The organism is Paenibacillus sp. ACRSA (assembly GCF_022346845.1).
Classification (GTDB): Bacteria; Bacillota; Bacilli; order Paenibacillales; family Paenibacillaceae; genus Paenibacillus.
On the sequence record NZ_JAKRNP010000015.1, the window covers coordinates 1 to 19,809 of the forward strand.

Here is a 19,809-nt window from a genome sequence, read left to right on the forward strand (position 1 = left end):
GTTTTCAAAGATCAAACTTATTTCAGCGCCGACATTCGTTCTCGTCAGCAACTTTTATATCTTATCACATCCGAACCAACTTTGCAAGCTCTTTTTTTAAGTTTCTTTCGAAGCTTATTTTGTTGCTTGCCGCACCGTGTTTCTCGTGTTTTCTTGGCCGGAATTAGAATATACCATGTCCAGATTTAGAACGCAAGCTTTTTTTTGAAATAAAATCAGTTTTCTTAATCACTTCCTCTCAGAAGATAAGTTTCTTCTATAATATATAGTTTCTCTAAGTATGCTTGTTTCTATATTATACGTTCCCTGAGTTCATTCAGGAGCTAGCTCCTTCTCTTCATTCTCATCCCAAGTTCATATCTCCATCGTTCCATAGTCCATCTTTTCCGTACCACTACACTGCAACTATCTCTGCATGTATATTTCACTTCTTTAATCGCCGGCATTGAAGCGAAAGCATAAGCACATACCATATCAACGATGTTTAATCTCTTGTTGTATATATAGAAGGAAACAAAAAAAGCTAACACTCTGGCAATATACCATCGCATTAGCTTCTTCTTCAATTTTGATACGTATTCATTGATAATCGCCCGACTATTCGCCGCCCATAAATACATACCGGCATATTACGATAATCGCTAAGATCCACATCAACCAGTGAATCTTCACTTTACGTTCTGTTACCAAGTTGCTGAATACCGCCAAGATTACATAAGATACGATGCCCGCAGAGATCCCGTTCGCAATTCCACCTGTGAAAGGCATCAGCACAATGGTAAGGAATGCAGGGAAAGCTTGTAGGAAGTCATCCCATTCAATACTGCGAACCTGACTCATCATCAACACACCTACAATGATCAGCGCTGGAGCAGTTGCAGCAGAAGGAACAACTAGTGCCAGTGGAGCGATGAACAATGCGAGGATAAACAACAGACCCGTAGTTACTGAAGTTAGTCCTGTGCGTCCACCCGCTTCAACGCCTGAAGCACTTTCAACATATGCAGTAATCGTACTTGTACCCAATGCAGCACCTGCGCTGACACCAACTGCATCGACGAGCATCGCTTTACCGATTGTTTTCTCGCCTTTTTTCTTATCTTTCATAATGCCCATACGTGTTGCCGTCCCTACCATGGTGCCGAACGTGTCGAACAATTCAACAAAGGTAAAGATAAAGATGATTTCAAACAAACCTAAGCTAATTGCGCCTTTTAAGTCCAACTGTCCTACAGCCAGATCACTGAAGTTAGGCAACCAGCTTGCACCAGTCAACCCACTCAGATTAGTAACTCCCATCGGAATGCCGATCAACGTTGTTGCCACGATCCCAATCAAGAGAGCACCTTTGATTCGCATAACCATCAGAATAGCAATAAGCAACAAACCAATAAGAGCAAGCAGTGCATCGTGATGTGTTACGAAGTTACCGAGTGAAAGGTTGAAGCTACTGCCCGGAATCGGCTGGCTCAAATCTGCATCTGGCGCTACGTTCACGGTTACTGCTACCAAGTTAGCCAATTTGAAACCAATAATCGTAATAAACAAACCAATACCGACTGTGATAGCCATTTTTATCGATTGCGGAACTGCAACGAGCAACATTTGCCGTACTCTTGTCACGGTCAAAATGATGAACACGATACCTGAAAGGAACACAGCTCCAAGAGCTGCCTGCCAAGTAATTGCACCATTCGAGCTAAGAACCACTGTCATGAAGTACGCGTTCAATCCCATGCCCGGTGCGAGCGCAATCGGAATATTTACGAACAATCCCATAATAATCGTCATTAATCCAGCGCCGACGGCCGTTGCAAAAAATACTGCATTATCGGACATTCCCGCCCCACTAGAACCTAGAAACAACGTGTTTACAAAAAGAATGTAAGCCATTGTCATAAAGGTGGTCAGACCCGCAACAATCTCCGTTCTAACATTTGTTCCGTTTTCTTTGAGTTTAAAGAAACGATCCATAATTCACTTACTCCCCCTTAGAGATGTTGAAGCCATATTGAAAAACGACAAATGACCCTGAAGATGTTATATCCCCAGAGCTCAGCTTGACTAGGAGCGGCCGACACTACTGCCTTTTAACCAAGAACAAAAAAATTCTAATGTGCGTGCGTGATGTAAGACGCAATCATGTAGAATTTATGTGCTTAGCCTGCTCCTCTTCGTAGCCAGATCATTAGGGTGATCTCGTAGAGACTCCCGGGCCAATCCCCAGGATTATACGAATTAGTATGCGCTATTTGTTTGTTTCCCATCACTATTTTAGGAGGGCGGGTTCTATTTTGTCAATGATAAAAACGAATGTTATTTCTACACTGCCTCCATATCGTTCGTATTATTTAACAGAAAGAACCAAGTTAGCGATTTACAAACCATTTACCTTCGAGTTTCTCAGCTGTTTTTCTAGTAGAATATGTCCATTTTGTCAGACTTCATATCGTTTCGGATAGTTAAATGCATATTAAAAAGCTACCCTTTTCAAAGCACAACCAATGCTTCGATAAAGGTAGCTTGTGTTCATAGGAGCATGAGCAGAAGATGAACAATACAATTATTCTTTTAAAAACAATCTGTCTTTTATTAGAGCGAAATTTAATATTAACTGTAAAATAACTTGTGATGTGACATAGTCAGCTATTTGTCCAAACCAAACCTACATCGATTATATTATATTTCTGTCTGTGAAGCATCGAGTAGCTTGTTTTGATCCTGATCTGTGTTCGTTGTTACGTCAGAGGGTACTTCCTGGTTTCTGGTCTGATCGGAAGATGCATCCGCTGCCTCTAAGTTCACAAATGAAAAATCACCCGAACCGGAAGCCAGATCCTGCACACCCGAACCGCATCCTGCCAGCATCACCATCAGAAATGCACTTCCAATGCCCATCTTCCATTTGCTCATATTGTCGGTTTTACGCATACACTCAATCTCCTTTCAGTAGCCAATTGCCTTAGTATGTACTCAGTATAGAACTCAAACCTGAAAAGAATCTGAATTAAGCCTAAAAAGGAGATGAAGAACAGAATTAACACCAAGCTCAGATGTGCTTCCGTATACTCTCACTGCATCCGAATTTTTTACTTACAGTCAAACATTTAATCATATTGGATCCTCTCCTACTTTTTAGTTGATGAAAATTGCAGGCATGACATCCATCCTAAATAAAATGCTCGATACTCCCTTCGGAGTTAACTTGTATCATCAGGATTCAATTGCAAATCTTCTGGCTGAACATAGAGCACCATGTGTCAATCTCTATTCTACAATCTCTGTTAATGGAGTATCATATCCGATAACCAAAATACCTTTTAGTGGAAGCTTAAGCCGCTCACTTGAGTATAAAGCATCGAAGAATTTACACACTTCTTCAAAATCATTATTCTCCCTAAATTTAGTCTTATTGTTATTAAGAATCCTATATTTATTTAATACAGCTATAGTGAGATATTCTACATCCTGCATCATACAAGCTTGAAATAAATCCTTTAAAAATTGATTATTCAAAACTCCTCGTCCAGCCTCGACTTCTATAACTGATTTCGCCTCACTATTATATGCATCAGCTCGAAAAGATTTTTCCATCACATTGTTTCTACCAAACAATACAGCAACCTCTATATGTTTACTTCCTTCGTTATGGTTCCCCTCAACTTTATAGCCAATGGCAGTAAGACCATTCTTACAAGCCGCTAGGATTTCATTACTTTTATAATTTCTAGATTCTGTTGCTATTTCATTCTCCATTTTCTCAAACACTTTAACCACGTTATTCAAATGTGGTGTAATCCTTATATTCTTAGGATAAAACTGAAAGTTCATGAATAGATGCCTCCTGTTTTAACTACAACCTTCTTCTCAAAGAATGCTAATTAACAATGCATATACTATACCTTGACGTTAAGCAAATAGACAGAATTGTTATTTTTAATTCATGTCATAAAACAAAAAAGCTTGGAAGAAACCTTATCGAAATAAGGCTCTCCAAGCTTCTCTAATGTTTATTTAACTATTCCCACTCGATCGTTGCAGGTGGTTTGGAAGTTACGTCATAGACGATACGGTTTACGTTATCCACTTCGTTAACAATCCGCACGGAGATTTTCTCCAATACGTCCCAAGGGATACGTGCCCAGTCTGCTGTCATACCATCGATGGATGTTACAGCACGGATACCTACAGTGTAAGAATACGTACGTGCATCACCCATAACGCCAACACTCTTCATGTTCGGTAGTGCTGTGAAGTATTGCCAGATTTCGCGGTCAAGACCAGCCTTGGCGATCTCTTCACGCAAGATGTAGTCGGAATCACGAACAATCGTAAGTTTCTCTTCCGTCACTTCACCAAGAACACGGATCGCAAGACCTGGTCCTGGGAAAGGTTGACGGTGTACAATTTCGTCCGGCAGGCCGCACTCTGTACCTACTTTACGCACTTCATCCTTGAACAGCGTGTTCAAAGGTTCGATGAGTTTGAAGTTCATGTCTTCTGGCAGACCGCCCACGTTGTGGTGAGACTTGATGGTCTGCGCTGTTGCTGTACCACTTTCTACGATGTCCGTGTAGAGTGTACCTTGTGCTAGGAATGTGAAATCGTCAAACTGCTTGGACTCTTCGTCAAATACGTAAATAAACTCGTTACCGATAATTTTACGTTTTTGTTCAGGATCATCCACACCAGCCAGCTTGGACATGAAACGCTCTTGTGCATCAATTTTGACAACTTTCATGTCGAATTTGCCAACAAACGTCTCCATTACGCTTTCCGCTTCGCCCTTGCGCAACAGACCGTGGTCGATAAACATACATGTCAGTTGATCACCGATCGCTTTGTGCAACAAAGCAGCTACAACGGAAGAATCTACACCACCGCTAAGTGCGCACAGTACTTTACCGTCGCCTACTTTTTCGCGGATGTCTCTGATCGTGTCATCGATGAAAGTCTCCATGGTCCAGTTGCCTTCGCAACCACAGATATTAAACAAGAAGTTGCTAATCATGTCGTTACCACGAATAGAGTGACGTACTTCTGGGTGGAACTGAACAGCATACAATTTGCGCTCATCGTTACTCATTGCAGCGATTGGCGCACTTTCCGTGCCTGCATCCAGTTTGAATCCCGGAGGAAGCGTAACAACATGGTCACCATGACTCATCCATACAGTATGTTCACCTTCAATACCTTGTGCCAATGCTGCGCCTGCAGCAAACTCAAGATCTGCTTTACCGTACTCACGCTTCTCGGAACGTTCTACTTTACCTTCAAGCTGTTGTGCCATAAGCTGCATACCATAACAGATTCCGAAGATTGGAAGTCCAAGATCATATACACCTGGATCTACGTGAGGTGCATTCTCAGCGTACACACTGGATGGACCTCCCGAGAATACGATCCCTTTTGGTGACATTTCTGCGATCTTCTCAGCCGGTGTATTATACGGCAAAAGCTCGCTGTATACGCCAAGATCCCGGATTCTTCTGGCGATTAACTGGTTGTATTGGCCCCCAAAGTCAAGGACAACCACAATTTCATTCTGCTTATTCATTACCGTGCCTCCCTCAATTAATGAAACTAATTATACGCAACGACAAAACATACCGTCAAGGAAAGGCTAAACTCCTTTATTCGACAATTTATGAGCAACACAAATGGAGAACAAAAGAATACTTCTTTTTATGGTATAACTGCACTTTTGTTCAAGCCAGTCCCACAATTTTTCCACTTCTTCTGCTCCTTCCACTCCTACTTGTTGAATAAAAGCACCTCTAACCAATGCTAACCATCGCAACAAGGTTAGCGCGGAAAGACGCCTCGTTCGCCGCTAGGCTTGAGAGGCGTCTGTAAACAGGCAGCTAAACGTACACCTTGGCGTTTAGCGCCTCGGCAACCGCCGGGCTAGCCGAAGCGCCCGGCGCAGGAAGTCCAGACTGTCCGCGCGCAGCGGACGCTCTGGACCGTACAGCAGCCGTTCCCAGTCGGCTGCAAACCGCGCGATGTCCGCGCTGTCCGTGCCTGCGGCCACGGCGGGTAACGCTGCGTATTCCCGCAGCGTCATGCCCGGCGGCCGCGGGCCGTACTGCCGCGCAAGCGCGGGCCAGACCGGAGCGGCGGCGCGTAGCAGCCGCTCCCGGTCCGGAAAGCTGCTGCGCGGCCATGCCAGCAGCAGCCTCAGCGGCAGCGCGGGGCGAAGCCACCGCACGCCGAAGGCTACAGCGGCGCACAATACCGCCGCTGCCGCAAGTGCCGTCGCGGTGAGCCAAGGCGCCGCGACAAATGCCTGGGCGCGAGCCAGCAGCCAAGCGCTCGCACCAGACCACGGATCCAGTTGCGGCTGCGCCTCTGCATCCTGGAGCAGCGTAGCTTCGGCATCAGTCCCCGCCGTCGCTTGCGGTATAACAAAGCCAGGCGTTGCCTCAAACGGCATCCAGCCTGCGCCCGGGAAATACACTTCCACCCAAGAGTGTGCATCACCTTGGGTAATGCTGTACTGCCCCGGAACCTTAGGGTCAAGCTGCCCTGTGCCAAATCCTTTGACCCATCGTGCTGGAATGCCTTCTGCACGCAGAAGGACAACCATCGCTGTTGAGAAATGGTTGCAGTACCCTTGCTTAGTAACAAACAGAAAATCATCCACAAAATCCATTCCACGCGGAGGCATGCGTGTATCCAGTGTATATTCAGCATGATTAGCCAGATACGTCTGGACTGCCTGGACTGCATCGTATCGTGTCTCGCTCCCTTTCACAATTTCATCTGCCAAGGAGCGCACACGTCCGGGCAGTGAGTCAGGAAGCTGTAGGTAAGTTCTACGAATTTCGGCAGGATCTTTACTCCGATTCTTTGCTTCCAGAAGACGTAAATGTTCTGGCTCGGCTGTAGGAATCATAACATCTGCTGTATAACGTTTAACGGATACTCGGCGGCCTGAACCCGACAGCCACAGCGTTGCTGAATCCCTGTTCGACAGAAGCGAGAGCATGGTTTTCTCATTAACGCTTTCACTATCCTGAAATGATACATTGAGCGGCATTCCTCCCGTAAAGAGCGGATTCGGCCCCTTCCACTCCCGCTGCATCATAACGGTTTGCTGTATACGAGTCCAATAGTTCTGATTCTCCCAGCCATCTGTACGTAGTAATCCGGATGGACTAGCCGTTTCGAAACTTTGCGCAGGATCACTCCACGTACTGCCGTTATAATATGAGCGAGTCTCCCCGCGCCAATACGTCGGTTCTGGACTTTTCGCTACGAAAAAGACCGTATCCCCTTGGGTCAGAGGTGCACCCATAGGAGCATCGGCAGTGCTATATCCTGTAACAGATGCTGCGGCAGGAATGCTATCTCCTGAGTTATAGCCTGCCCAGTGTGTCAGACGTTCGCCAATCTCATCAAGAGATATCCGCTCTGGCTGCGAGATTGAACTAAAGTGACCTGGCAATCCAGAAAAAGAAATCAGCGCCATGGCGGCAAGCACAGTCGCTATACTCCAGCGTCCATAAGGATTCAGCGCATAACGTGGTGTCGTAATCCCACCGGATAAACGTAAAAGTTGCAGCAGCGCCTGGATCAGCATGATCCAGAGTACTGAACGTACGATGGAGGCGTAGACATCCAGCCCAGCCAGAGATTCCAGCAGCATCAAATAAACCAGTGTAGCTCCACCAAATAACATGACACTTAGACGCAGCAAAACGAGAGACTGCACCGAGGTAATCAGCATACTCCAGCCAAACATCATGCAGAACCCTCTTGTTTCTGTACTTATACTATAGAAATGCCCACTCTGCATAAAAGCATCCAAGTCTGACATTAGCGTCTCAGGATACGTGACCGCCCAAGCAACTGGATCTTGTCCACCATACATCAGACATAACGCAACAAAAGCAATACATAATCGAATCACTGTGCCTGCAGTCCAACCGGTACGAAATAGCCCGACTACAAGCAGTGCTGCGGTTAATCCGGCCATGACCAATAAAAAACGTTCACTTCCCTGCTCACCCGAAGAGGTCACAGGATATATCCATTCCAGAGACAATAGCAGCAGTAGTGTGCAAATGAATAATCTATATCTAAGAGGCTCTGCTTCTCCCTCTTTGGTTCTGTTGTCGAGATTGAGGTATGACAAGCCTTCTTCAGCAGATGCATTGGATTGCGATTGGCGGTTCGGACTATGCTCCCACATCCGTAACCACCACCTTTCCTACAGAAGGTATTGGGTGATCTGCCACGTTGCAGATTTTCACTCCACAGTGCTGAAGCTGCTCTAGCCACGCTGCGGACTGGGATTGAGGTACAGGTAGCTTTGAATCCGCTGCACTTATATCTGTTAGACTTGTCCTCGCTGTCTCTGTTAATTGCACCTCTACTTGAATTCCTTGACTTACAGCATCCAGCACCCATTGATGAAGATCCGCATCCATCCGTCCACTGAGTACAATAACCCGCGATCCAGTCGACATATGCTCCAGCATCGTCCGGTTCATCATGCTGGATCCACCCTGTGAAGCCCATGAAATCCGTGCTAACGCTAACCGATCTAGAGATAGCTCCAAGTCACTAGAAGATTGCATTTCACCAAATTTATACGTCTGTTGATAAGCTAGACCTTCTCTGTCGCTTGACCACAGTTGATACGGAATGCTATCCATATCCGCTTGATGAATCCACCTTGCTGCCATACTGACGGCTCGTTCAAAAGCAGGATGATCGCTTGAATTATCCCAAGATTGTGCATAACCCGCCTGCCCTTCATACACCAAAATATGAAGCGATGGTGATTCCATCGTTTCAGGGACAAACGTCTGAAGTCTCCCGGTTTTGGCTGTACTTTTCCAGTGGACTCGTTTCATTGGATCACCATGCTGATAATCGCGGAACTCATGCCCCCGGCTACCCTGTAAACTTCTCTGTTCGGACAGCTGTCCCTCTCCCGCAATTGTAGATGTGGTGACGAGGCTCTCTCCATATTCGTTGACCGTGACAGAAGGTACAACGATCAGCGAGATTCCGCCGCTCGTCTCCACAGATATCGTATTCCAGCCGAAAATATCACCCCAGTACAATCGGCCGTTATCCCATTCGTAGATGCCCCTTCTCAAACCAGACAACTGATATTGATAGGTGAATTGCCTCTTCATCCCTGGAAAAAAACATTTTCGATGCACACCCGCAGGTGTATTCTCACACAGCACAATCCATAAGAGCGGAATACGACTCTTAAATTCCAGCTCGACTCGCACATGAATGGTTTCACCAGATAACATACGGTTGGAATGCATATATCTGCGAATATCAATGTTACGTGGACCACAGGCATGGATAAGCACTCCACTAACTCCAATCAGAAGTGTAATGACGAAGAGAAACAGTGTCGATTTGCCTCCATACCACACGAAGAGGGAGCCAAAAGCCAAGATGAGTGCTGCATTGATTAGACGGCCGGCAAATGTGCTCATTACCTCCGTCCCCTTCCCTGTGCCGACAACTGAACCGGAATCGGAACGGAAGACAGCGCCTCATGAATCACCTGTTCCTGTGACCATGAACCATCTGTTCTATTCTGGGACTTAAGCTGAATGCGATGAGAAAGTACAGGAATCGCCATCTCTTTGACATCATCCGGAATCACATAACTGCGTCCTCGAAGGTAGGCAAAGGCCTGTGTGGCAACCATCCAAGCAAGCGTGCCCCGAGGGCTAACCCCAAGTCTCACGGATGAGTGGCTGCGTGTCGCTACAGCGACGGAGACCAGGTATTGCTTGATGACTGCATCAACATGTACCTGTCTGACCTCCCGCTGCATGGCTACCACTTCTTCCGCAAGCATGACCGGTGGACTTGCCAAACTAGATTCTCTATTTTGCATACGCGTTAACAGCTCTACTTCTTGTTCAGGCTCAGGATAGCCGAGTCCAATCTTAATCATGAAGCGGTCTAGCTGTGCTTCGGGTAAACGGTAGGTGCCTTCAAACTGCAATGGATTCTGCGTCGCCAGTAAAAAGAAAGGACGCGGTAACGCATACGTTGTGCCATCAACCGTCACCCGGCGCTCCTCCATCGCTTCTAAGAGAGCAGATTGGGTTCGGGGCGAAGCACGATTAATCTCATCGGCCAATACGAAATTAGACATCACCGGACCTGGACGAAATGTAAATTCCCCTGTAGGTGGATGATAGATCGAGGTACCCATTACATCTGCTGGCATGACATCCGAAGTAAATTGAATGCGTCCCATAGAACAGTCAAGCGCAGAAGCCATCGCACGAACTAACATCGTTTTACCCGTGCCCGGTACATCCTCCAGAAGTGTATGTCCACCACCGAGCATGGCCGTAAGCACATATTGAATCTCTCGGTTCTTACCGATAATAGCAGTCTCAACTCGTTTAATTACTCTATTTAATAACTCCACCGCATGCTCATGTTCTATCCGGATATACGTCATATCACTCGTTCTCCTTCCATTCATCGGCATTTCTTAGTCATAGTAATCTATGATTTCAGTGTTGCCCGGAAGTAGAGAGATTAGACGTAGATTGTAATATTCCCCCTGCTTGCAGCAGCTACAGGAACGTTCGCCTTCACCGTCCATTCCGATTTATTGGATTTCATGGATTGGATGCTCAGCCCCATCTGCTCTAATAGATCCCGAAGTGGAACCCAAGTTGTACCACCCTGACTTCGAACCTTCCCCTTCATGGTTTCGCCCGCTTGACCTAATCGTCCTGAAGTTAATTCTCCACTAATACTGCTTGCGTAGATTGTTCGGTCTTTCCAGACTACCGTAGCCGTTCTTGTCTCTGCATCCCAACGTGCATTACTGCCGAACTTCTTCATGAAGCTTCGCAAAGGCACCATGATCTGCTGCTCCTCTATTCGAAATTCTCCTGAGTGCAAGGTCGCTGCAGCCATCCCTATTTCAACCTTTAGTTCCTTACCTGCGAGCCACAAGGCAGAATTGGGTTCCACATGCTCAGCAATCCAAGCTTTGCCGGGCGCCTTACGAGAGGCATATGCCCCTTCGGACTTTACACGGAATTGGACAGGCTGATCAGAAGCCTTAATCGTATCGAATTGATAGTTTTGATCCTGATAATACCGGATAATTTCCGGTAGTGCTTTTACCGTTTCGGCGTGCGCTCCCCCATCATGCATTAATACAATAACTGAGCTGGTTCCAGCAGGCACCTTGGTAGCATTACGTAGGATTTCGCTCGCAGGCACACCTTTACGCCTCGAATCTCCGCTGTCCACATTCCAATCCATCACAGTGTATCCACCTTGCTTCAACAGGTCAAAATAACTTTGATCAAAGTGGCCATAGCTTCCACCTGGTGCTCTCACCAGATTAGGGCGGAGCCCGGTGATTCCATGAATCACTTCTTCTGTCTGTTTAATTTGTTTCCAGAATTCTTTAAAATCACTATATAATTGCTTGTAATTATGATTGAATGTATGATTCCCCAGAGCATGTCCATCTTCTACAATTGCTCGAATAAGTTCAGGATTCCGCTGTGCCTGCTCACCAAGTACGAAGAACGTGGCTGGCACCTCTTCTTTCCGCAAAATATCCAATACTTCCTTAGTGTGCAATCCAGGGCCATCATCGAAACTTAGATAGACCGTCTTCTTCTGATTATTTTTCTCGCTGGGAGTGGGTACATTAGAACCTGAAGCATAAGAAATGTCAGTTATCCCCGCGCACGTTGTAAATAAACTTATCGTTAGTACCATTCGTACTAGGAACGTCATCCATTGGGGGAACCTACATGTATGTTTTTGAGCACCATTCACGGACATATCCACTTCTACACTGATCTTTGATTCCATGTTCTGCGTCATTTATGAATCAACCTCCAACGTTTCTAGTAAATTTGCTGATAGACTTCAGCGGATTTGTTAGAATTATATGGAGGGCATTTGAAAAAAAGACGTCATTCTTCACTATATTTTTTCGGATCGTATCGTATGGATTACGATTGATTCTTTGCCATGAATTAGGTAGCATATCCTAAGCAAGACAGTCCGGGAGTTATGGTACATTTCGTAACTCACACCTTAACCTCAGGAGAGTGAAAAGTATTGGAATTGCTTGAGAAGATCCAACATCTATTTGGATCCTATGGATATAGCGTATTATTTTTTGGATTGTTACTTGAATTCATTGCCCTCCCCTTCCCAGGTGAAACAACGATGGCGTACGCAGGGTATTTATCATACAAAGGGCAGCTCGACTTCGGAATCCTTCTTATCCTTGCGTTTTTAGGAACGACAATTGGCATGACCATCACGTATTTTATTGGAGCTAAAGCAGGACTGCCGTTTATAACCCGCTATGGAAAATGGTTTTTATTGAAGCAGGACAAGCTGGATAAAACGCAAAAATGGTTTGGTAAATATGGCAACGGTCTGATCTTCATTGGCTATTTCATTCCAGGTGTGCGGCACTTTACAGGTTATTTTGCAGGCATCGCTGCAATCCCTTTTCGCAAATTCGCTCTCTTCGCTTACTCGGGTGCATTATTCTGGGTTGTCCTATTTCTAGGCATCGGCAAATTATTCGGCCCTCAGTGGAACGTCGTATTTCAGCTCGCGCATCAGTACTCTGCGTACCTCCTAGCAGGCGTTGGACTTCTACTGTTAATTGCAGTGATTTACCGTTACCGCACTGTCTGGAGTCAACGTAATGTGAAGAAAAAAGCCCCTGTTCCTCAAAGACAAAAACAAAATGCAGACTAAAGTCGTCTGCAATCTGATCGAAATATCAAGAAACGAATACAACGAGTTAACACATGCCATTACAAGGAGCCGCAGACGATGCAGCTCTTTTTTTTTATTTTCTAACTTATGAAATAGCCTGGCACACAGAAATAAATTTACGTCCCTCAACACTGAGAAGCTAATCCATCTCTCCCCCAAAACACTCAGCAATCACTCCAATAAATTATCTATGTAATCCGTTTGATTCGGATAAATTAATATATCATCTTCGTCACCCTCACTTTGTTGTCATAATCTGTATTCATCCAGGTCATACTACTTTGCAAATAAAGGTTGTACTGGGGGGATATGAATATGAGCATCGATGCGCAGAGTCACGATACAACGAAGGATATCAATCCGAATCTGAGTCAAAACATCGAGTACTGCAAAGAGATGATGGGAAACAGCAATGACTTGATGATTCGCCCTTTCCAATGCTTGCATAAATGGCCTGCCGTTCTGCTTTATATCGATGGTCTCGTTGACGTACAGATATTAAATCAGGCTATTCTTGAATCCTTGTTACAGCAGCGTGAACTCCCTGATTTTTCAGCAGATGATGAACATCTGATTTACCTGCAAAACGATGTTCTTGCAGCTAGTGAAGTATTGCTTATTGAGGACATGGATGATGTATTAAATGCCATGATTGCAGGCTTCGCCATCCTGTTAATTGAGGGTTCTGTGCATGGTCTCAAAATTGGAGCTGCCGGTTGGGAAGATCGCTCTGTCAGCGAGCCGATATCACAGACTGTTGTCCGTGGCCCCATGGAGGGGTTCAATGAAAATTTACGTACGAATACAGCGATGATTCGCAGAAAAATACGGGATTCCCGGCTCTGGATTGAAGAGCGAGAAATTGGACAGATCACCAAAACAAGAATCGCTGTACTCTACATAAAGGGTACGGTCAACAATGATGTTGTTGAAGAACTTAGAGAACGATTGGATCAGATCGATATCGATGGCATTCTGGAAGGTGGATATATAGAGGAATTTGTACAAGATGAGACACGTACTATCTTCCCGACGGTCTATAACAGTGAACGCCCCGATTCTGTAGCTGCTGCACTTCTTGAAGGTCGAGTTGCCATTATTGTGGATGGTACACCTTTTGTACTGCTCGTTCCGGCCTTGTTCGTACATTTCTTTCAATCCCCTGAGGATTATTATCAACGGGCAGATATCAGCACATTAATCCGCATGATTCGATACCTGGCTTTTTTTATCGCCTTATTGGCTCCATCCTTTTACATTGCCATCTCAACCTTTCATCAAGAGATGTTACCGACCAATCTACTTATCAGCCTCGCCGCACAACGAGAAGGTGTCCCCTTCCCTGCGTTCATTGAAGCATTGCTTATGGAATTAACCTACGAAATCTTGCGAGAAGCCGGTATCCGAATTCCCAAAACGGTCGGTCAGGCCGTCTCCATTGTAGGTACACTAGTTATCGGTCAGGCTGCAGTTGATGCTGGCGTCGTATCAGCAGCAATGGTTATTATCGTTTCCATTACGGCGATCTCAAGTTACGTCATCCCAGAGAACGGTCTATCGATTTCTGTCCGGATTTTACGCTTCGTCCTGATGATGTTAGCTGCGGCCTTTGGGTTCTATGGCATCTTGATTGCACTGCTGATTACCGTGACCCATCTGTGTACACTGCGTTCATTCGGCGTACCGTATATGTCACCTTTTGCTCCCTTCATTCAGAGCGACTTAAAAGATACATTGTTCCGGGTACCTTGGCCTAATATGAGGACTCGCCCACAATCCACAAAATCACCGAATACCAATAGACAACCTATTAAAAAAAAGAAACGACAGCGATAGTCAGGAGAACATGACATGAAAACTTCCTTACGCCTTATATCCTGCATCCTTGTGATCCTCCCTCTTCTGACTGGATGTTGGGATCGTCAAGAGCTTAACGAGCTTGGTATTATGCTTGGTCTTGGTATAGACAAGGATGGCGACAAAATAAAGGTTAGTGCTCAAGTCGTTGTCCCTAACGAGATCTCTTCCAAATCTGGAGGTGGCAGAGGTACACCCGTCACACAGTACCAAGCCACGGCAGCCTCCATGCTAGAAGCTATTCAGAAATTGACCGAAACAAGTCCTCGCCGGATCTTCATGTCGCATGTCCGCATACTTGTCTTTGGAGAGGAATATGCCCGTGAAGAAGGGATATATGACGTAATGGAAGCACTCATGCGCGAACCTACCGTTCGTCCTGATTATTACGTTATGGTCGCAAGGAAGACCCAAGCTTCCAACGTTCTCGACCTGCTTACACCCCTTGAGAACATTCCTGCCGAAAAGTTATTTAATTCGCTTGATGTCTCCGCCAAAATCTGGTCACCTACGACTACGGTAACGGGAGACGAGCTGATGGATACGATGCTATCCCCAGGTATACAGCCAGTGATTACCGGGGTGCAGATTATAGGGGATCACAGTAAAAGTGGGGAACAGAGCAATATCGAAAGCATTGTCGTGCCGGCACGTCTCAATTCAACTGGACTGGCCGTATTCCATAAGGACAAGTTGATCGGTTGGTTGACCGAAAACGAATCCAAAGGATTCAACTACATCCGGGACAATGTCAAAACGACAGTAGGGCATGTCGATTGTCCAAAGACAGAGGGATCGGTAACGATGAAGACACTGCGCACATCTACCGATCGTACAGTAAAATTTGTGCGTGGAGAACCAGTCATGAATCTTAAAGTCAAAAACGTCTCTTCCATTGGGTCGGTAGAATGTAACTTTCAAATTGGTTCCATGACAGCTATCCATGAATTAGAGAAACTGTCGGAGAAACGACTCGTGGAATTAATGAAAAATTCCGTCGATTCAGTACGACGCAAATTCCATGTGGATATCTTCGGATTCGGACAAGAGATATATCAGTCTAACCCTAAATACTTCAAAAAAGTTGAGGACAATTGGGATCAACATTTCGAAGACCTTGAGGTTAAATACGAAGCAAATTCACAAATCAGACGTGTAGGAACATTGGATGACTCATTCCAAAATGAGCTAAAGGAGTGAAAATATCTTATGGTGCTCTCCATTATTGCGGTAGTGATTGGAATCATCATCGGTTGGATTGACCTCCCTACACTCTTTAAGAACAGGCAGTGGAAAGAAACCGCTGTGTATAGTGTCTTATTGCTAGCAGGCATCACATTCAGTGTAATAGCGGTCAATCTATGGGAATTCCCGAGCCCACTGAAGCTTGTAATTTGGATCTATGAACCAATCAATCAGTTATTGGCTCGGATGACAGGTACTTAGTTAAAAGGGAGTGAATGTATGCTTGAGCAAGGGCGGCTTGGAACGAGACAACTGGCCACGTTAACGATCATGATGGTCGTTGGCGACATGATGATGATCTATCCTTCCGTAATTACGTCCTATGCGAAGCAGGATGCTTGGATCTGTGCTCTGATCGGCATCCCGTTAGGGATGGGTCTCATGGCTATGTTTCTTAAACTAGGCAACGCCTATCCAGGTCAGAACCTTGTGTCCATCTCCAGATCTATCCTGGGATATTGGCCCGGAACATTGCTGGCACTCTTTTACCTGTATTTTTTTATGGTTGGAGCTGCAACCCAGACCCGAGAGGTCGGGGACTTCATGACAACTCAAATTTTCCAAACCACTCCGATTCGTGTCGTCATATTGTTGTTTACCGTTGCTATTGTGTGGGCTGTTATTCACGGTCTGGAATCACTTGGACGATCAAGTGAGCTTCTACTGCCTGTGCTGATTATATTCATTATTGTTCTTGTTGTCTGCCTATTACCCCAGATCGAAATAAGCAATCTGAAGCCGTACAGGGAGAACAGTAGCGTTTCCATTGCGCAGGGCATCTTGGTTAGTATCATCTACCCGGTGGGGGAAGCTGTCCCCATTCTTATGCTCCTTCCTTATACAGCCAAAACCTCTCATCGAAATTTGGATATCATTCTGGCTGCAGGCATCGGAAATCTGATCCTCTCATCTCTGGTCACGATCTCTATGCTTGTTCTGGGTGCTTTTCTCACACAGCATAATATCTATGCTTCTTTCATTTTGTCGCAAAAAATCAACATCGGTGACTTTTTCCAGCGTATTGAAGCCTTTATGGCATCTGCTTGGTTAATCTCTACTTATTTTAAAGCGTGTATTTATCTGTATGTCTTTGTGCTGGGCACCGCCGAACTATTCAATATGAAACAATATCGAAACCTTATTTTACCTACAGGTCTACTGATTTTTGGCCTTTCCAATGTGATCGCGCCTGGAATTACGTATATCATTATAACTGTCGTACCTTATTGGGTAGATTGGGATACTACGATAGGCATTATCTTTCCAGGATTACTTCTCATGATCCATTGGATTAAATCTCTTTCTCATCGAAAGAAATCATGAACAGTCAGCCAGAAAATCATAAGTGCTTAAAGGAGTCAGGGTATGAACAACGAAACGCTTACACTTAAACAGTTCACAGCACTCACCTTCCTGGTCATCCTTGGCGACATGACCTTGATCTACCCTTCAATGATCGCTGCCTCCGCTAAGCAGGATGCTTGGCTGGCTTCAATTGTAAGTCAACCATTAGGTCTACTGATCGTGTATGTAGTCTATAAACTTCACCGCACACACCCTGAGCTAAATTTTGTGCAGATCTGTATGAAAATCCTTGGCAAATGGATAGGAACTATTTTCACAATAGCCTATCTATTTTACTTTGCCATGATCGCCTTTACGTGTATAAGGGAAGTCGGAGATTTCTTGACAACGAAGATTTACATCGCAACTCCGATTCGAGCGATCATCATTTTGATGGTTGCAGCTCTGACGTGGGCTCTTCTCCAAGGAATTAGCACCATTGGGGCAACCAGCCAGATTCTGCTTCCTATTTTTGTTGTATTCATGCTAATCCTACTCCTTGGCCTCTTACCGCAGGTTGAGCTATCTCGTCTCCAGCCTACTCTAAATACAAGCATACTTGAATTCTGGAAGGGTGTTGCGTTAGGTGCCTTCTCACCCTTTGGAGACATACTTGCACTAATGATGGTTATACCTTATGTCCACACGAAGACCCATCTCAAGCGAGACCTGTTACTCTCTTCCATAACAGCAGGCACCATGCTCACGTTTCTCGTGTTGCTGTCATTGGCAGTTATAGGTCCTTTTATTACCCAACATAACATCTATATCTCTTATTTCTTGTCCAAAAAAATTAACATCGGAGGTTCTTTCCTTCGTATTGAAGCCTTGATGGCTTCAGCTTGGCTCATCTCTACCTATTTTAAAAGTCTCATGTACATGTATTCGTTTGTAGCAGGTGTTGCTCAATTGTTCCAACTTAAAAGTCATAAAATGCTGATCCTACCGTCCTCCATGTTATTTTTCTCCATGGCCGTGCTGCTCGCCCCCAATGTACTATACTATTTGGTTATTACCGGCGATACTTGGCTCATGTGGGATATTACAACAGGATTTCTCATTCCATTACTGCTGCTGTTAGTTCACCGAATCCGAAACGGCAAGTCTAAGCAAAATTAAATTGGGTGCATAGTGGAAAGCCAGTCAACAAGTAATCTTATAAGTAATGGAGCGACTATGATCATCCCTCTTCTGGATGCTCTCTCTATATAGCTAAAAAGACCATGTTTCAGGAGTCGTCCATTCCCTAAACACAGCCTTTTTTTGTTTAATTTCACATTTTACCCTTACCCTATCTTAGCTCGATAACTCCCGAACAGCCTCAAGTGCAGCTTCGATATGTCCCTTCACTCGCACTTTCGACCAATCCTTCATGAGTTTCCCCTCTTCGTCAATCAAAAAGGTGGACCGCACAATGCCCATATATTCCTTGCCATACATTTTCTTAAGCTGCCAAACACCATACTGCTCTGCTACTTGATGCTCCTCATCTGATAACAAGGTAAATGGCAGTCCATGCTTAGCAATGAATTTGTCGTGCTGCTTCATCGGATCTGTACTGATACCCAAAATGACCGTATTCAATCCTTGAAACTCTTCATGTCGATCCCGAAAATCACAGGCCTGCTGCGTGCACGAAGAGGTCATATCTTTAGGGTAAAAATAAAGCACTACCCGCTGTCCGCGATAATCGGACAACTTCACATTCTCTCCCGTACTGGACGGAAGTTCAAAATCAGGAGCCATCTGGCCTACGGTTAATGTCATCTCAAATCCTCCCTAATCTTCGCACTATATATATTACGAACCCGCTCCGCGATACCGTTTCACGCCGTAATTCCATAGAAGCAAACCCACCGAGCCAAACACCAGTCCCATCACTGGGGTAAGTAGAGCCATACGATGCATCTCAGATCGTTCTAGGAAAAGCGCTGCTGGATAGATGCCTACAAAGGCAAATGGAATAATCCAAGTTAACAGTACCTGTATCGCACGATTGTAGATCGTCACCGGATAACGACCATATCCTTGAATGTTGTACATCAAAGGAAGGATGCCTGTCGGTGCGTCTGAATAAAACGAGAGCGAGGTCAGGATCGTATAAATACCCGTGTAGATCATTACTGAGCTTAGTGCCAGAATGATCAGAGCCGGAATATGCCACCACTCCAGTACCAGTCCCATTTCTGCTCCGCTTATACCCATGATAATCAAACCAATGAACGAACCAACCAGCGCCGGCGGATCGACATTCTCTAGCAAGATCTGGAATAGATTATGCGCAGGCCGAGTCAGTATGCGATCCATCTCACCTTTGACGATATAGCGTTCACTGAATCCCCACAGATTAACGAAGCAGCTAAAGATACCGTACGGCACCATAAAGTATCCATAGACGAAGAGAACTTCACTCTCACTCCAGCCACCTAGATTATCCGTATGACGGAAAACAACAAAGATAAAGATCAGATTCGTTGCCTGGAACAACAGATCCGATATAATTTCAACCCAGAAGTCGGCACGATAGGTGAGCCTTGTTTTCATATAATTTTTGAGATATTCTCCGATTAAACTTAAATAATACATTCC

The 19,809-nt window shown here is 45.1% G+C and carries 16 protein-coding genes and 1 riboswitch; of the genes, 6 read left to right on the forward strand and 10 right to left on the reverse strand.

Translation table 11 applies throughout. From position 1 onward, the window contains the following. Positions 1-597 precede the first annotated feature (597 nt). From MH215_RS25465 to MH215_RS25500, 8 genes are all read right to left on the reverse strand, one after another. On the reverse strand, positions 598-1,974 hold the full coding sequence (locus MH215_RS25465) for an NCS2 family permease (RefSeq protein WP_056699874.1): 1,377 nt from the start codon (positions 1,972-1,974) through the stop codon (positions 598-600). 183 nt (positions 1,975-2,157) lie between these two features. Further along, a riboswitch (purine riboswitch) is annotated at positions 2,158-2,257 on the reverse strand. A gap of 422 nt (positions 2,258-2,679) precedes the next feature. After that, the gene (locus MH215_RS25470) at positions 2,680-2,931 is read right to left on the reverse strand and encodes a hypothetical protein (RefSeq protein ID WP_239293823.1); all 252 of its coding nucleotides are present in this window, start codon (positions 2,929-2,931) and stop codon (positions 2,680-2,682) included. Positions 2,932-3,267: 336 nt separating this feature from the next. Further along, complete coding sequence (locus MH215_RS25475; RefSeq protein WP_239293824.1) at positions 3,268-3,831, reverse strand: hypothetical protein; 564 nt, start codon at positions 3,829-3,831, stop codon at positions 3,268-3,270. Positions 3,832-4,018: 187 nt separating this feature from the next. Then, positions 4,019-5,557 carry a glutamine-hydrolyzing GMP synthase gene (guaA, locus tag MH215_RS25480; protein ID WP_056699868.1) on the reverse strand — a complete coding sequence of 513 codons (1,539 nt, stop codon included), beginning with the start codon at positions 5,555-5,557 and terminating at the stop codon, positions 4,019-4,021. 327 nt (positions 5,558-5,884) lie between these two features. Continuing rightward, on the reverse strand, positions 5,885-8,197 hold the full coding sequence (locus MH215_RS25485) for a DUF4129 domain-containing transglutaminase family protein (RefSeq protein ID WP_239293825.1): 2,313 nt from the start codon (positions 8,195-8,197) through the stop codon (positions 5,885-5,887). After that, the gene (locus MH215_RS25490) at positions 8,184-9,470 is read right to left on the reverse strand and encodes a DUF58 domain-containing protein (RefSeq protein ID WP_239293826.1); all 1,287 of its coding nucleotides are present in this window, start codon (positions 9,468-9,470) and stop codon (positions 8,184-8,186) included. The genes MH215_RS25485 and MH215_RS25490 overlap by 14 nt, the downstream gene beginning before the upstream one ends. Continuing rightward, a complete protein-coding gene (locus MH215_RS25495) occupies positions 9,470-10,459 on the reverse strand; it encodes an AAA family ATPase (protein WP_239293827.1) in 990 nt (329 codons plus the stop codon). The genes MH215_RS25490 and MH215_RS25495 overlap by 1 nt, the downstream gene beginning before the upstream one ends. Before the next feature lie 80 nt (positions 10,460-10,539). Beyond that, on the reverse strand, positions 10,540-11,856 hold the full coding sequence (locus tag MH215_RS25500; protein ID WP_239293828.1) for a polysaccharide deacetylase family protein: 1,317 nt from the start codon (positions 11,854-11,856) through the stop codon (positions 10,540-10,542). 240 nt (positions 11,857-12,096) lie between these two features. On the opposite strand from MH215_RS25500, the gene MH215_RS25505 reads away from it, so the two are divergent. From MH215_RS25505 to MH215_RS25530, 6 genes are all read left to right on the forward strand, one after another. Further along, complete coding sequence (locus tag MH215_RS25505) at positions 12,097-12,753, forward strand: DedA family protein (protein ID WP_239293829.1); 657 nt, start codon at positions 12,097-12,099, stop codon at positions 12,751-12,753. Positions 12,754-13,083: 330 nt separating this feature from the next. Continuing rightward, positions 13,084-14,610: a spore germination protein gene (locus tag MH215_RS25510; RefSeq protein WP_481857488.1), complete on the forward strand. Its 1,527-nt coding sequence runs from the start codon at positions 13,084-13,086 to the stop codon at positions 14,608-14,610. A 15-nt stretch (positions 14,611-14,625) separates the two neighbouring features. Continuing rightward, positions 14,626-15,831, forward strand: coding sequence for a Ger(x)C family spore germination protein (locus MH215_RS25515; protein ID WP_239293831.1), 1,206 nt, complete (start codon positions 14,626-14,628; stop codon positions 15,829-15,831). 9 nt (positions 15,832-15,840) lie between these two features. Then, positions 15,841-16,077: a hypothetical protein gene (locus MH215_RS25520; RefSeq protein ID WP_239293832.1), complete on the forward strand. Its 237-nt coding sequence runs from the start codon at positions 15,841-15,843 to the stop codon at positions 16,075-16,077. Between the two features lie 18 nt (positions 16,078-16,095). Next, the gene (locus MH215_RS25525; protein WP_239293833.1) at positions 16,096-17,199 is read left to right on the forward strand and encodes a GerAB/ArcD/ProY family transporter; all 1,104 of its coding nucleotides are present in this window, start codon (positions 16,096-16,098) and stop codon (positions 17,197-17,199) included. 42 nt (positions 17,200-17,241) lie between these two features. Then, positions 17,242-18,339: a GerAB/ArcD/ProY family transporter gene (locus MH215_RS25530; RefSeq protein ID WP_239293834.1), complete on the forward strand. Its 1,098-nt coding sequence runs from the start codon at positions 17,242-17,244 to the stop codon at positions 18,337-18,339. A 177-nt stretch (positions 18,340-18,516) separates the two neighbouring features. On the opposite strand, the gene bcp is transcribed toward MH215_RS25530, so the two are convergent. After that, positions 18,517-18,987, reverse strand: coding sequence for a thioredoxin-dependent thiol peroxidase (gene bcp / locus MH215_RS25535; RefSeq protein ID WP_056699810.1), 471 nt, complete (start codon positions 18,985-18,987; stop codon positions 18,517-18,519). A gap of 33 nt (positions 18,988-19,020) precedes the next feature. Next, a complete protein-coding gene (locus MH215_RS25540) occupies positions 19,021-19,806 on the reverse strand; it encodes an ABC transporter permease (RefSeq protein ID WP_056699807.1) in 786 nt (261 codons plus the stop codon). Positions 19,807-19,809 lie beyond the last annotated feature (3 nt).